The following is a 14,949-nucleotide window of genomic DNA, read 5'->3' as shown; positions in this document are numbered from 1 at the left end:
TGGGGGCTCAGCATAGCGCGCGGGCCGCGCGGCCGGAAGCGCAAACCCCGCGAAAACGAGCGGAGGGGGCGCCGGTCCTTTTATTGGGGTCGGGCGGATTCGACCCGCGAAGCCGGGCAATCCGCCGCGCGCTGGTGATGCGGCGGGCTGCGCCTTCGGCGCGAACACACCCTACGACATCTCGCGTTTCGTCAACAGGGCCTTCACCCGATCAGCAATTCTCAGGATGGTGGGAGAACGTCGGTTGCGGCCGGTGCCGGCCTGTTCTCCTCCCCCCTTCGGGGGGAGGTTGGGAGGGGGGCGAGGCGATCTCGACGCGGATCTCGCCTTTCGCATCAACCCCACCACAGCCCTCCCCTATCCAGGGGAGGGAGTCAGGCCCGCGCCTGGAACTCCCGGCAGTTCACTTCGGAGGCGGCGCGGCCATAATGAGAACTGCTGTCACCCGATTGCCCTGCTTCCGCCCCGCCTCACCTGGACTCCGGGGCGTCTCACAGGGTAAAAGCGCGGGCGCGTCCCCGGGATTGTCCCGCACGGTGAACGGAAACCGCCTCGGCCATGCAGACCACGACCCAGATCCGCAAGACCTTCCTCGACTTCTTCAAGCGTGAAGGCCACGAGCACGTCGCCTCCAGCCCGCTGGTGCCCCTGAACGACCCGACGTTGATGTTCACCAACGCCGGCATGGTCCAGTTCAAGAACGTGTTCACCGGCAACGAGCAGCGCCCCTACAAGCGCGCCGTGACCTCGCAGAAGTGCGTGCGCGCCGGCGGCAAGCACAACGACCTGGACAACGTCGGCCACACCGCGCGCCACCACACCTTCTTCGAGATGCTGGGCAACTTCTCGTTCGGGGACTATTTCAAGGCCGAGGCCATCGATATGGCGTGGCGGCTGGTGACCAAGGACTACGGCCTGCCGGCTGATCGCCTGCTGGTCACCGTGCATTCCAGCGACGAGGACGCCGCCGGCCTGTGGAAGAAGATCGCCGGCCTGCCCGACGAGAAGATCCTGCGCATCCCCACGTCCGACAATTTCTGGTCCATGGGCGAGACCGGGCCGTGCGGGCCGTGCTCCGAAATCTTCTATGACCACGGCGAGCACATCCCCGGCGGCCCGCCCGGCAGCCCGGACGAGGACGGCGACCGCTTCATCGAGATCTGGAACCTCGTGTTCATGCAGTTCGAGCAGATCACGAAGGACGAGCGCGTCGATCTGCCGCATCCCTCCATCGACACCGGCATGGGCCTGGAGCGCATCGCCGCCGTGCTCCAGGGCAAGCACGACAACTACGACATCGACCTGATGCGCACCTTGATCGAAGCCATCGCGGCGGCCGGCGGCACCGATCCGGACGGCCCGCACCAGGTCAGCCACCGGGTGATCGCCGACCACATCCGCTCCTGCGGCTTCCTGATCGCGGACGGCGTGCTGCCGTCGAACGAGGGGCGCGGCTACGTGCTGCGCCGGATCATGCGCCGGGCCATGCGTCACGCCCACATGATGGGCGTGCGCGATCCGATCATGCACCGGCTGGTCCCGACCCTGGTCCACGAGATGGGCCAGACCTTCCCGGAACTGGAACGCGCCCAGGCGCTGATGACCGAGACGCTGAAGCTGGAGGAAGGCCGCTTCCGCCAGATGCTCGACCGGGGGCTGCGCCTGCTGGCCGACGAGACGGCCGGTCTGGCCGAGGGCGGGACGCTGCCGGGCGAGGTGGCGTTCAAGCTGTACGACACCTATGGCTTCCCGCTCGACCTGACCCAGGACGCGCTGCGCGGCCAGGGCATGACCGTGGACACCGCCGGCTTCAACGCCGCCATGGAGCGCCAGCGCGCCGAGGCCCGCAAGGCCTGGGCCGGCTCGGGCGACGCCGCCACCGAAAAGGTCTGGTTCGAATTGCAGGATCGGCTGGGCGGCACCGACTTCCTGGGCTACGCCACCGAAAGCGCGGAGGGCCAGATCACCGCCATCGTGGTGGACGGCGCCCCCGTGGAGGCCGCCACCCCAGGGACGGAGGTGGCGATCATCGCCAACCAATCCCCGTTCTACGGCGAGTCCGGCGGCCAGATGGGCGACACCGGGGTGATCTCGGTGCCGGAGAAGGGCCGCGTGCGCGTGCGCGACACCCAGAAGAAGCTGGGCGACCTGATCGTTCATCTGGGCGTGGTGGAGAACGGCCCGATCAGCGTGGGCGACGAGGCCCGCTTCGACGTGGACGGCTCGCGCCGTTCCGCCCTGCGCGCGCATCACTCGGCGACGCACCTGCTGCACGAGGCGTTGCGCCGCGTGCTCGGTGAGCATGTGACGCAGAAGGGCTCGCTGGTGGCACCCGACCGGCTGCGCTTCGACATCAGCCACCCCAAGCCGCTGTCGGCCGAGGAAAAGGACCGGGTCGAGGCCATCGTCAACAGCCAGATCCGCGCCAACGAGGCCGTCACCACCCGCCTGATGGAGCCCGAAGCGGCCATCGAGGCCGGCGCCATGGCGCTGTTCGGCGAGAAGTACGGCGACGAGGTCCGCGTGGTCTCCATGGGGACCTCGGAGACGGGCTCTCGCGCCGTCTATTCCGTTGAACTGTGCGGCGGCACCCACGTGGGCCGCACCGGCGACATCGGCCTGCTGAAGATCGTCGGCGAGGGCGCCGTCGCGGCCGGCGTGCGCCGCATCGAGGCCGTGGTGGGTGACGCCGCGCTTGGGTATTTCAACGAGCGCGACGCCCTGCTGGCCCAGGCGGCAGAGGCGTTGCGGGCCTCGCCCGCCGACGTGCCGGCGCGTGTGACGGCGCTGCTGGACGAGCGCAAGCGGCTGGAGAAAGAGTTGGCCGACACCCGCAAAAAGTTGGCCCTGGGCGGGGGCGGCGGCGGGGCCGGCGCGGCGCCCGCCGACAAGACGGTGGCCGGGGTGACCTTCGCCGGGCGCCTGTTGTCCGACGTGCCGGCCAAGGACCTCAAGGGCATGGCCGACGAGATCAAGAAACAGATCGGCTCCGGTGTCGTGGCCCTCGTGAACACCGCCGACGGCAAGGTCTCGCTGGTGGTGGGGGTGACCGAGGACCTCAAGGGCACCCACGACGCCGTGGCCCTGGTGCGCGCCGGGTCGGCGGCGGTGGGCGGCAAGGGCGGCGGCGGCCGGCCCGACATGGCCCAGGCCGGCGGCCCCGACGCCGACAAGGCCCCCGACGCCCTGGCGGCCATCGAGGCGGCGCTAGGTGGAGGGTGATACGAAATCCGGATGATCCATTCGCTTCCGCCAGCAACATGTTCGGTTGTGGCGGAGGGCGACGCCCGGACTCCCTCCGCTGGATCGAGGAGAACTGGGGCGGGGCGGATCGGAAACGCGGCGCACGGCCCGCCCTTTCGCGACGGTCGAGTGCGCCCTACGGCGGTGTTTCTTTTCTGCGAATCGTCGTCGCGATCCGTTCCGGGTCGCTGGCGATTTTTCCTAAAACTGGATCCTCAACCCCACACCGAAGTCGACCGCGGACTCGTCCGTGCGCGCCACGTCGGTCTGGCCGAAGGCATCCAGGCTGACGGACTCCCCCACCGCAAGGCGCAGGCCGCCGCCCACCATGGCGCCGAACTGATCCGTGTTGCCGGCGCGCACGAAGTCGAACTCCAGACGCGCGGTGACATAGGGTTCGAGGAGCGACTCTTCGCCCACATCAAACAGATGGCCCAGCCTGCCGTCCGCCGAAGCCTGTCCCAGATGAGTGGGGCGCGGCCGCACCTCCGAACCCGCGCTGTCGCGGTAGGCCTCGAATGTCTCGACCCCGTACAGGAGGCCCAGGGCACTGTACGTCGTCACCCGGTCAAACAGGGCGTTGTGCATGACCGTCCCGGCGACGATGAAGCGGTGAGACCCGTGATCGTGAGAGGCCCCCGACATCACCTTGGCCTCGGTCTCGGTGTTCCATCCGTGGGAATAGGACCCGAGCAGGGACAGGCCGATCTCGTCCGTCAACAGGTACGCGCCGTACAGGGTGGGGCCGAAATAGCTGACGTCCCGCTTCCGGCCGCTGCCGAATTCGACGTCCAGAGTCTCAAACCCCAGCGCCACGCCCCCCATGAAGGAGTCACCGAACCGGTAGTCCATCCCGGCCATGCCGAGAAGCTGGCTCCCGTAGAAGCCGTCTGGCGATCGGCTGTTGTCGAACAGGGTGCCGGTAAAATCACTCCATGCGGCGAGGCGTCCCGCCACCGCTGACTCGGCGTCGCCGCCGGCCAATCCGAGCGCCCACCCGCCGACGGGACGGCCCGAGTGCTCCTGGCCGCCGGCAAAACCCGCGCCGCCGCCCCCGCCGCCCCGTGCCTTGTTGATCAACGCGCGGGTTCTGCGATGCAGCACCGATCGGATTTGCCGTCCGCCGCCGTTCAAGCTGACGGCGCCCGACCCCTCGATCGCCGCCGCATCGGACCCGTGGATTTCCTGGAAAACCGCGCGGGGGTCCGGCGTGGGTCTGATCTCATTCGACCCCGCGAAGTAGGCCGCAAGATACGCCTCAAGGTCAGGGGGAATGCCCATTTCTCCCCAGAAGTAGCTGGTCCTGAGGAACGCCGCGAGCGCGTCATCGTTCTGGGTATCCCCCCCATCGGAAAAATCGCCGAGGGCGCTAAAAAGCTGACCACCAAAATCACCGAAAGCGAAGTCCGCAAGCAATGAATCATACAGGGTGGCCTGCGCGACGGCGGGAGTGATCGGCGCCGTCGCCAAACCAACGGCGACAAACATGACGGCCAGAAATCGCCCGAGAATGCGATGCATCGACGTGAAACCTTGGTGGCTCGACAGCGGCCCCGCGTCCTGATCAATCGATCAGGTTCAGCCCCGCTCCACGTTCTTGACCCTGACACCTTCAACGCGCCGGAGCAACTGGGGACCTGCGGATACGGTAGCTCTCAAGACGGACTTAAGACAAGCTTAGATTGACGGACACCATTATTGCAGGCTTAAAGGAGCGCGCTCCGGGCGACCGTCGCGCCCGCCTCACCCCGCCTTGTGCGCGGCGATCATGTAGTTCACGTCCAGATCCCGGCTCAGCGACCATTCGCCGGCCAGCGGGTTGAAGGTCATGCCCACCATGCCGTCGATGGTCAGGCCGCCCACGCGCAGGCCGGCGGCGAACTCCGACGGGCGCACGAACTTCTTCCAGTCGTGCGTGCCCTTGGGCAGCCAGCGCAGCACGTATTCGGCCCCCACCTTGGCCAGCGCGAACGCCTTCATGGTGCGGTTCAGCGTCGCCCCCACCAGCAGGCCACCGGGCGCGACCAGGGTGCCGCAACTGTGCAGGAAGGCGTCGACGTCGGCGACGTGCTCCACCACCTCCATGGTCAGAACCACATCGAAGGTCTTGCCTTCCGCCACCAGAACCTCCGGCGTGGCGTTCCGGTAGGTGATATCCAGGCCCGACTGCTCGGCGTGAACGGCGGCGATCTTGGTGTTCTTCTCGGTGGCGTCGATTCCCGTGACCTCGAAGCCCAGGCGGGCCATCGGCTCGCACAGCAGGCCGCCGCCGCAGCCGATGTCCAGCAGGCTCAGGCCGGCGAAGGGGTGGCGCTGCTCCATGTCGCGTCCGAACCGCTCAACGGCCCGGTCGCGGATATAGGCCAGCCGCTTCGGATTGAAGGTGTGCAGCGGCTTGAACGGCCCGTCCGGATCCCACCACGTATCGGCCATGGCGGCAAACTTGGCCACCTCGTTGTCGAGCGCGGAACTGGCGGGGCGTTCGGAACTGGGGGCGGTCATGGCGTGTCTCCGGGACGACGGGGGAACCTGAGCCGGTGGGCGCGTGGCCTTGCCTCGCGCGGGGCGAGCGGGTATGAAGAGCGCGCCCGCGCGCCACCGACCGAAGCCCGTTTACAGGGAACCGGCGGCGGCGGCAACCGGAACGCCCGTCGGTCGCCGATATGACGGCGGGCCAGTGTGTCGGGGTGGGCGCGAACCCTGTCTCCGGAAACAAAAGGATCAGGCCGACCATGGCGCGTATCGTGATGAAGTTCGGCGGCACATCGGTCGGCAGCGTCGAGCGCATCCAGGCCGTGGCCCGCCGTGTCGCCGAGGAGGTCGAGGCCGGCAACCAGGTTGCCGTCGTCGTGTCCGCCATGTCGGGCGAGACCAACAGACTGTTTGGCCTGTGCCGCGACGTGGCACCGATGCACGACGCGCGCGAGTACGATGTCGTCGTCTCCACCGGCGAACAGGTGACCATCGGCCTGCTGTCCATTGCGCTGCAGAGCCTTGGCGTTGAGGCACGCTCCTGGATGGGCTGGCAACTGCCGGTGCTCACGGACGTGGCGCACGGCCGCGCCCGCATCCTGGACATCAACACCGAAACGTTGATCGAGCGCATGGAGCAGGGACAGGTCGCCGTGGTCGCCGGCTTCCAGGGCCTGGGCCAGACGGACAACCGGGTGACCACCCTGGGACGCGGGGGCTCGGACACGTCGGCGGTGGCGCTGGCGGCGGCGCTGATGGCGGATCGCTGTGACATCTACACCGACGTGCAGGGCGTCTACACGACCGACCCGCGCATCGTTCCCAAAGCCCGAAAGCTCGACCGCATCACCTACGAGGAAATGCTGGAGATGGCCTCGCTGGGCGCCAAGGTGCTGCAGACCCGCTCGGTCGAGATGGCCATGAAGCATGGCGTGCGCGTTCAGGTGCGGCACAGCTGGCCCGAATACTGGACCATTCCCGGAACCCTGGTTTGCGGCGAGGACGAGATCGTGGAAAAGGAAATTGTCAGCGGCATCACCTACAGCCGCGACGAGGCCAAGGTCACTCTGGCCAAGGTCTCCGACCTGCCCGGCGTGGCGGCACGGATTTTCGGTCCGCTGGCCGACGGCAACATCAACGTGGACATGATCGTCCAGAACGTGTCGGAGGACGGCCAGTCCACCGACCTGACCTTCACGGTCCCGACCGGCGACCTGGACAAGGCCGTCAAACTGCTGGAAGAGCGCCGGGACGAACTGGGCTACAAGGCCCTGACCGCCACCGACGGCGTGGTGAAGGTTTCCGTCATCGGGGTCGGCATGCGCAGCCACGCCGGCGTCGCCCAGACCATGTTCAAGGCGCTGGCCGATCGCGGGATCAACATCCAGGTCATCACCACGTCCGAGATCAAGATCAGCGTCCTGATCGCCGAGGAATACACGGAACTCGCGGTGCGCGCCCTGCACAGCGCCTACGGACTCGACGCCGCCTGAGTCGTCGCCAGTCCCGATTCCGAACGCCCTTTCGCCCGACCACCGCCGCCGCCGGACCAGACCGCCATGAACCTTGCCGAGACACCCCGCCAGCACATCGACCGCCTGTGGGCGCGCGGCCGCGCCCTACTGGGCACGGAGACGGCCATCATGGGCGGGGCCATGTCGTGGGTCTCCGAGCGCAATCTGGTGTCGGCCATCTCCAATGCCGGCGGCTTCGGCGTGCTGGCGTGCGGGTCCATGGGGCCGGACCTTCTGGCGGCCGAGATCGAAGCCACGCAGGCGCTGACGGATCGGCCGTTCGGGGTCAACCTCATCACCATGCATCCCGAGTTGGATGCCCTGATGGACGTCTGCCAGCGCCTGGGCGTGGGCCATGTCGTGCTCGCCGGCGGCCTGCCCTCCGGCGTCGCCATCCGGCGCCTCAAGGACGGTGGGGCCAAGGTGCTGTGCTTCGCGCCGGCCACCGCACTGGCCCGCAAGCTCATCAAGCTGGGCGTCGACGGCCTGATCGTCGAGGGCGCGGAGGCCGGCGGTCACATCGGCCCCGTCTCCACCAGCGTGCTGGCGCAGGAGATTCTGCCCGAAGTGGCCGACGCGGTGCCCGTGTTCGTGGCCGGCGGCATCGGCCGGGGCGAGGCGATTCTGTCGTACCTTGAGATGGGCGCGTCCGGCGTGCAGATCGGTACCCATTTCGTCTGCGCGACCGAGAGCATCGCCCATCCGAACTTCAAGGCCGCCTTCATCAAGGCCAATGCCCGCGATGCCGTGCCCACGGTGCAGGTCGACCCGCGCTTTCCGGTGATCCCGGTGCGCGCCCTGCGCAACAAGGGTACGGACGCCTTCATGGAAACCCAGCGCACGGTCATCGCCCGGCATCAGGCCGGCGAACTCGACCAGAAGGCCGCCCAGCTTGAAATCGAGCACTTCTGGGCCGGCGCACTGCGCCGCGCGGTCATCGACGGCGACGTCGAGACCGGATCGTTGATGGCCGGCCAGAGCGTCGGTCTGGTCAGGGAGGAACAGCCGGTCCGGGTCATCATCGATACCCTGATCGCCCAAGCCGAGGCCGCTCTGGCGTCACGGGCCATCCCGGCAACGCCCGGGGCGACGGCCCCTCGAACGGCCCCACCCGAGCCGGTTGCCTGATGCCCCTGCCCGACTCCAGCGGCCGGCGCCTTCTCGGGCGTTTGCGGGAATACATGGCCGGCGGCGGCACGACCCAGGACCGCCTCGACCGCACGGTGCGGCTGATCGCCGAGGAAACCCGCTCCGACGTCTGTTCCTGCTACGTCATGCGCGCCGGCGAGGTGCTGGAATTGTTCGCGACGGAGGGCCTGTCCCAGGAGGCCGTCCACCTGACCCGGCTGCGCGTCGGCGAGGGCCTGATCGGCGAAATCGCGGCGCGCGCCCGTCCACTCAACGCCCCCAACGCCTGGGACCACCCCAGCTTCGCCTACCGCCCGGAGACAGGCGAGGACGTGTACGCTTCACTCATGGGCGTCCCCATGATCCGGGGCGGGCAGGTCATCGGTGTGCTGGCGGTGCAGAACCGCGACCGCCGTCCCTACCAGGACATCGAGGTCGAGGCCCTGGAAACCGTGGCCATGGTGTTGGCCGAACTGCTGGCCGGCACCGAACTCGTCTCGCGCGACGAACTCGCGCCGGTGGCCGGCAATGCCGTGCTGCCGTTCCGCATGGAGGGTCTGTGCCTGAACTCCGGCGCGGTGCTAGGCACGGCCATCTATCATCGCCCCAAGGTGCATATTGAACGCCTGATCTGCGAGGACCCGGACGCCGAACTGCAGCGCCTGCGCGAGGCATTGCAGGCGTTGCGCCGTTCCATTGATGAACTGATCCGCACCCACGTCGATCTGTCCGGCGACTACCGCGAAATCCTGGAAGCGTACCGCATGTTCGCCGACGACGCGGGGTGGGTGTCGCGCATCTCCGACGCCATCCGCTCCGGCCTGACCGCAGAGGCGGCGGTACGCCGGGTGGACGACGACATGAAGGTGCGCATGGCGCAGGCCAACGATCCTTATATCCGGGAGCGTCTGCACGACCTGGAGGATCTGGCCAACCGCCTGCTGCTGCACCTGACCGGACATAGCCCGACCTCCGCCCAGGGAGAGTTGCCGGACGACGCGGTGCTGATTTGCCGTTCGCTGGGACCGGCCGAACTGCTGGACTATCCGCGCGGCACGGTGCGCGGCGTGCTGATGGAGGAAGGGGCTCCCACCATGCACGCCGTGATCGTGGCGCGGGCCCTCGACATTCCGGTGATCGGCCGCCTGGAAGGCGTGTTCACACGCATCGCGCCGTTCGACACGCTGGCGCTGGACGCCGACAACGCCCAGGTGTTCGTGCGCCCCAGCGACGATGTGCGCGACACGTTCCTGCACAGTCTGGCCACCCGGCAAGCCCGCCAACAGGCCTATCTGGCGGAACGCGACCTGCCGTTCGAGACCCGCGACGGCGCCCCCGTCACCATCATGATGAACGCCGGCCTGCTGATGGATATGGGCCACCTGGAGGACACCGGCGCGATGGGGGTCGGGCTGTACCGTACCGAACTGCCGTTCATGACCCGACCCAGCCTGCCCGATGTGGCCACGCAAACCCTGTTGTATCAGAAGATTCTGAAACAGGCTGGGGATCGGCCGGTGGTGTTCCGCACGCTCGACGTCGGCGGCGACAAGCTGCTGCCCTATCTGGGCGACGACGGCGAGGACAACCCCGCCATGGGGTGGCGCTCCATCCGGATCACGCTGGACCGGCCCGCCGTGCTGCGCGCCCAGGTGCGGGCGCTGTTGCGGGCCAGCGCCGGGCGCGACCTACAACTGATGTTTCCCATGATCGCCGATGTGGCCGAGTTTGAGCAGGCCCGCCGCGTCGTCGATGCCGAGGTGGCGCGGGAACAGTCACGTGGCGGCGCGCTGCCGAGCTCCGTATGTGTCGGCACCATGCTGGAGGTCCCGGCGCTGCTGTACCAGTTTCCGGTACTTCTGCGCGTGGCCGATTTCGTCTCGGTGGGCAGCAACGATCTGCTCCAATTCCTGTTCGCCACGGATCGGGGCAATCCGCGCGTCTCGGGGCGGTACGATCCGTTGTCCGTGCCGGTTCTCCGTCTGCTGCGGGACGTGCGCGAACAGTGCGACGCGGCGGGCCGGCCGGTGACCGTCTGCGGCGAGATGGCCGGCCACCCCCTGGAAGCCATGGCCCTGATCGGCCTGGGGTATCGGCGGCTGTCGATGGCGGCGCAGGGCATCGGTCCCGTCAAGCAGATGCTCCGGTCCATGGATAGCGGGATCGTGACCAATTACGTGCGGACCCTTATTGATCGCGACGCGCCGAATCCGCGTCGTGCCCTTTCCGCGTTCGCCCGCGACCACGACATCACGGTGACGTGATGCCCGCCGGCCGGATCGACGTCGTCCGGTTCCTCAAGTCGCTCTTTTCAAGGGGTTCCGAAAAAACGTTAAAGGCCTGCAAGCCCTGGAAAGCCGTTTCGTCATCCGATAAGGTAGAGTATAGGTCTGGAGAATGGTGGGCGCTCCGACCCGGTTCCCGGATCGGATGCGGAGCGAGCCGTGACCGGATACCCGGGCGTGCCGTCGAGCCGCACGCCAATAACGGGCAGCCGGTATTAGCGATCAGGTGATGAGGGCGACAACCTTGGCCAATTCGGCGGAACGGCGACACCCGGGAGACGGCTTCATCCCGGCGGAGCATGTCGGCACGTTGTTGCAGGAGACGCGCCTGCGGCTGGGGCAGGATCTGCGGATCATCGCCGATGATCTGCGGATCAAATATCATCATTTGCTGTCGATCGAGGACGGGCGCTTCGATGACCTTCCCGGGCCGACCTATGTGACCGGGTTCATCCGGGCCTATGCGGAGCACCTGGGGCTGGACGCCGAGGAAATCGTTCGGCGCTACAAGAACGAACCGCAAGGCGCCGCCGGGACCGGCTCGCTGGACTTTCCGGCCTCGTCGGGCGGTGGCGGTATGCCCGCCGGCGCGCTGCTGCTGATCCTGCTGGTTGTCGTCGCGGCGTCTTATGGCGTGTGGTACTGGATGTCGGTCAGCAAGACGTCCCTGGCGGACCTGCTGCCCTCCCTGCCGCCGCCGCTGGTTGCCATGATCTACGGCCCCGACGCGGCCGGCGGCTCGGACGCCACCGGCCACGACACGCCGGATGTCGAGGTGGCCGCCGACGAAACGAAGACGGGAACCGCCGAGGACACGGCGGACGAAACGCCCGAGCCCGCCCCGCCGGAGAGCGATGCCCAATCCGCGGACGGCTTGGCCGCCCTGAGCCCGACGCCCGCCACCACCCCGGAGGCACCCGCGCCGGAGGGGCCCGCGCCCGCCGACACGGCGGACACCGCAGTTTCGGCGGAACCGCCGGGTTCGGCAACCGCCTCCGATGCTGGCGAGGCGACGCCCGAACTCCAGCCGGAGGCCGGGACGGAAACGGCGGAGACGGCGGCGGCTGAGCCACAGGCCGGGACGGTCGCTGAGGCTGAAGCTGAAGCCGACCCCGAGACTGCGGCGGTGGACGCTCCTCAAGCCATGGCCGAGGACGACGCCCCCCCGGCCTCCGATGAGGCCGAAACCGCGTCGGCGGGAGAGGGCCAGGACGACGAGGCGCCGGCCCCCACCGAGACCACGGCCGAAGCCACCCCGGACGCCGAACCAGAGTCTGGAGACGATGCGGCCCAACCGGCGGCCGGCGAGACGGACACCGCCGCGACCGCGACGGCCCCGGAAGAAGACCAGACCGCGTCGGCGGCGCCCGCCATCCCCGAGACCTCGCCGGAGGCCGAGACTGAGACAGCCGCTGACGCCGAAACCGGGGCTGAGGCGGAGCCAGAACCGACCCCCGAACCGGAACCGCAGGAGACCGCCGAGGCGGAAGAGGAGCCGGAAGAAACGGTTCCGGCCTATGTGGGCCGCCCGGCGCCGTCCGATGTCCAGGCCGTCACCGGAGAGTCCCGCATCGTGCTGCGCGCCAATCGCGATTCCTGGATCCAGGTGCGCCGGGCCGGTGAACTGGTGGTGCGGCGGCTGCTGCGCCGGGGCGACACCTACGCCGTTCCGGGGGGCGTGGGCTATACCCTCAACACCAGCAACGCCGGCGGCCTCGAGGTGTACATCGATGGCCGGCGGGCCCCGAACCTGGGGCCGGTGGGCGCGGCGCGCAACGGCATCATTCTGTCTCCCAGCCGCCTGAACTGACGGCCGGACCCAATCAAACGGGTTCCGTATTGGAGACGCCCCGGACGGGCCCCGAGGTTTCGGAGCCTTCGGCAAAGCCGGGGCAGTTCATGACGCCATCGATCAGGATCGCTGTCGTGACGGGACGGACGCTGTCTTGGCTCCCGGTCTCCGGGGCGATATAAAACGCCCTACCCTTCATGCGCCACGGGAGCCACCCGCATGATCGTTCTGGTCACCGGCACCGCCGGGTTCATCGGCTATCACACGGCTGAACGTCTGATCGCGCGTGGGGACACGGTGATCGGGGTGGATGTGGTCGACCCCTACTACGACGTGCGGCTCAAGGAGGCGCGTCTGGACCGTTTGCGTCGCCATGGGGACCGGTTCGTCGAGGCCCGCATCGACATCGCCGATCATGAGGCCCTGACGGCGGTCTTCGACCGCCACCGGCCGGCGCGGGTCATCAACCTGGCCGCCCAGGCCGGGGTGCGCTATTCGGTGGAGAATCCCGGGGCCTACGTTCACGCCAATCTGGTGGGCTTCGCCTCGGTGCTTGAGGGGTGCCGCGCCCACAAGGTCGAGCATCTGGTGTACGCCTCGACCAGTTCGGTCTACGGCGCGAACACGGCGATGCCGTTCTCGGAGGACCAGGGGACCGCCCACCCGATGAGCCTGTATGCCGCCTCCAAGCGGGCCAACGAGGTGATCGCACACTCCTATGCGCATCTGTTCGCCCTGCCGTGCACGGGACTGCGGTTCTTCACGGTCTACGGGCCTTGGGGGCGGCCCGACATGGCGCTGTTCAAGTTCACCCGCGCCATTCTCGCCGGGGAACCGATCGAGGTGTTCAACCAGGGCGACATGCAGAGGGATTTCACCTACGTCGATGACATCGTCGAGGGCATTGTCCGGGTGCTCGACCGGGTGCCGGAGCCGGACCCCTCGTGGCGGGCGGACGAGGTCCAGCCGAATCCCGGCGCGAGCGGCATCGCGCCGTTTCGCATCTACAACATCGGACGGGGCGGGCCGGTTCCGTTGATGGCCTACGTGCGGACCCTGGAGGCCTGCCTGGGGCGGGAGGCCCGGATTGTTCAGAGGCCGATGCAGCCCGGGGACGTGCAGGCGACGTTCGCGGACACGAGCGCGCTCGCCCGCGACACCGGGTACGCGCCAAGCACCGACATTGACGAGGGCGTGAGGCGGTTCGTGGACTGGTACCAGGACTTCTATAAGGGCTGACGACAGGCCGGCACTGGCGTGGCCACTCCCGGCCAGCGGCCCAATCTCACCGATTGAGCCGAGGCGGACCATAAGACAAGCAAATCCCGCGCGATCCGGACCGGATCGTGACAGGCTGCCTGTCCCGACGTTTTCGCGCGATGGCCCCAATTCCGCCACGCCGGACGCGCAGGGTTCAGGTGTCGCGTGACATGAAGCGTTCCGCGTCCGCCGCCCCGACCGTTTCAGCCGGAGCCCCTGAATGCCAGATCAGCCCTTTTCCGCGACCCGCCCGACCCGCCGCGGGCTTCTGTCCCTGGCCGGCGCGTCCCTGCTTGCCGGCATCGTGGCCGCGCCCTTGCTCCCGGCCCGTGCCAGCGATGGCGAGAACGGAGACCCGTCCGCCGCCGCGACCGACCTGATCCACCGCTACCAGGACGCGCTGCTGGATGTCATGCGCCGCGCGGAGGCGCTGTCCGCCGTTGAACGGGCCGACGTCTTGGACGAAGCGGTGCGCGCGACCTTCGATTTCGACCGCATGGCCCGGGCCGCCGTCGGCAGGGCCTGGCGCGACGCCGACGCGGACACGCAGGAGCGCATGGCCGAGGCCTTTGCCGCCTACTCCGTCGCCGTCCACGCCGACCGCTTCGACGGGCATTCCGGCGAGTCCTTCCACATCGACGGCACCGCGCCCGGTCCCGCCGGCACGCTGCTGGTCAACACCCACATCGACCGCCCGAGCAAGGCCCCCGTGATCCTCAGCTATGTGGTGACGCAAAGCGGGGATGGGCCACGCGTGGTGGACGTGCTGATGGACGGGTCCATCAGCGAGGTGGCCCTGCGCCGCTCCGAATGGGCCGCAATCCGCGAGCGGGAGGGGCTGTCCGGCCTGATCGCCGCGCTCAAGGCTCTGACCGGGCGCATGCTCGACGCGGCCTAGCGCAAATCCCGAGCGATCCGGAACGGATCGCGACGACGATTTGCGTACTGATGAAGGCCAAGACAAATCCCGAGCGATCCGGAACGGATCGCGACGACGATTTGCGTACTGATGAAGGCCAAGACAAATCCCAAGCGATCCGGAACGGATCGCGACGACGATTTGCGTACTGATGAAGGCCAAGACAAATCCCGAGCGATCCGGAACGGATCGCGACGACGATTTGCGTACTGATGAAGGCCAAGACAAATCCCGAGCGATCCGGAACGGATCGCGACGACGATTTGCGTACATGTCAAATAATGAGAGCAAATCCCGAGCAATCCGGCGGATCACGTGATAACGCCATTCCGCCCT

Annotated in this window: 9 protein-coding genes; 7 read left to right on the top strand and 2 right to left on the bottom strand. The window is 68.1% G+C overall.

All coding sequences use genetic code 11. The features are described 5' to 3' along the window. Nucleotides 1–558: 558 nt before the first annotated feature. On the top strand, nt 559–3,222 hold the full coding sequence (gene alaS / locus BLS85_RS03795; RefSeq protein ID WP_092782412.1) for an alanine--tRNA ligase: 2,664 nt from the start codon (nt 559–561) through the stop codon (nt 3,220–3,222). A gap of 222 nt (nt 3,223–3,444) precedes the next feature. On the opposite strand, the gene BLS85_RS03790 is transcribed toward alaS, so the two are convergent. Next, nucleotides 3,445–4,764: an autotransporter outer membrane beta-barrel domain-containing protein gene (locus BLS85_RS03790; RefSeq protein ID WP_092782408.1), complete on the bottom strand. Its 1,320-nt coding sequence runs from the start codon at nt 4,762–4,764 to the stop codon at nt 3,445–3,447. Between the two features lie 222 nt (nt 4,765–4,986). Beyond that, the gene (gene ubiG, locus BLS85_RS03785; protein WP_092782405.1) at nt 4,987–5,745 is read right to left on the bottom strand and encodes a bifunctional 2-polyprenyl-6-hydroxyphenol methylase/3-demethylubiquinol 3-O-methyltransferase UbiG; all 759 of its coding nucleotides are present in this window, start codon (nt 5,743–5,745) and stop codon (nt 4,987–4,989) included. Between the two features lie 230 nt (nt 5,746–5,975). Here ubiG and BLS85_RS03780 point away from each other — a divergent pair, with 230 nt between their 5' ends. From BLS85_RS03780 to BLS85_RS03755, 6 genes are all read left to right on the top strand, one after another. Further along, a complete protein-coding gene (locus BLS85_RS03780; RefSeq protein ID WP_092782402.1) occupies nt 5,976–7,208 on the top strand; it encodes an aspartate kinase in 1,233 nt (410 codons plus the stop codon). A 66-nt stretch (nt 7,209–7,274) separates the two neighbouring features. Next, nucleotides 7,275–8,357, top strand: a complete 1,083-nt coding sequence (locus tag BLS85_RS03775; protein WP_092782399.1) for an NAD(P)H-dependent flavin oxidoreductase — start codon at nt 7,275–7,277, stop codon at nt 8,355–8,357. Next, complete coding sequence (ptsP, locus tag BLS85_RS03770; protein ID WP_092782396.1) at nt 8,357–10,621, top strand: phosphoenolpyruvate--protein phosphotransferase; 2,265 nt, start codon at nt 8,357–8,359, stop codon at nt 10,619–10,621. Before BLS85_RS03775 ends, ptsP begins: the two co-directional genes overlap by 1 nt. Nucleotides 10,622–10,871: 250 nt before the next feature. After that, nucleotides 10,872–12,452: a RodZ domain-containing protein gene (locus tag BLS85_RS03765; RefSeq protein ID WP_092782393.1), complete on the top strand. Its 1,581-nt coding sequence runs from the start codon at nt 10,872–10,874 to the stop codon at nt 12,450–12,452. A 201-nt stretch (nt 12,453–12,653) separates the two neighbouring features. Then, entirely contained in the window at nt 12,654–13,673 is a 1,020-nt protein-coding gene (locus BLS85_RS03760) for an NAD-dependent epimerase (RefSeq protein ID WP_092782390.1), read from the top strand. Between the two features lie 241 nt (nt 13,674–13,914). Beyond that, a complete protein-coding gene (locus BLS85_RS03755) occupies nt 13,915–14,592 on the top strand; it encodes an ABC transporter substrate-binding protein (RefSeq protein ID WP_092782387.1) in 678 nt (225 codons plus the stop codon). Nucleotides 14,593–14,949: the final 357 nt, after the last annotated feature.

Source organism: Rhodospira trueperi, from assembly GCF_900101965.1.
Taxonomy (GTDB): Bacteria; Pseudomonadota; Alphaproteobacteria; order Rhodospirillales; family Rhodospirillaceae; genus Rhodospira; species Rhodospira trueperi.
The sequence above is the reverse complement of the archived record's forward strand: the minus strand, read 5'-3'. Positions and strand labels throughout refer to the sequence as shown.

Coding starts and splice junctions, on each gene's coding strand:
- alaS (WP_092782412.1), top strand. CDS start 559: ATGCAGACCACGACCCAGATCCGCAAGACCTTCCTCGACTTCTTCAAG.
- BLS85_RS03790 (WP_092782408.1), bottom strand. CDS start 4,764: ATGCATCGCATTCTCGGGCGATTTCTGGCCGTCATGTTTGTCGCCGTT.
- ubiG (WP_092782405.1), bottom strand. CDS start 5,745: ATGACCGCCCCCAGTTCCGAACGCCCCGCCAGTTCCGCGCTCGACAAC.
- BLS85_RS03780 (WP_092782402.1), top strand. CDS start 5,976: ATGGCGCGTATCGTGATGAAGTTCGGCGGCACATCGGTCGGCAGCGTC.
- BLS85_RS03775 (WP_092782399.1), top strand. CDS start 7,275: ATGAACCTTGCCGAGACACCCCGCCAGCACATCGACCGCCTGTGGGCG.
- ptsP (WP_092782396.1), top strand. CDS start 8,357: ATGCCCCTGCCCGACTCCAGCGGCCGGCGCCTTCTCGGGCGTTTGCGG.
- BLS85_RS03765 (WP_092782393.1), top strand. CDS start 10,872: ATGAGGGCGACAACCTTGGCCAATTCGGCGGAACGGCGACACCCGGGA.
- BLS85_RS03760 (WP_092782390.1), top strand. CDS start 12,654: ATGATCGTTCTGGTCACCGGCACCGCCGGGTTCATCGGCTATCACACG.
- BLS85_RS03755 (WP_092782387.1), top strand. CDS start 13,915: ATGCCAGATCAGCCCTTTTCCGCGACCCGCCCGACCCGCCGCGGGCTT.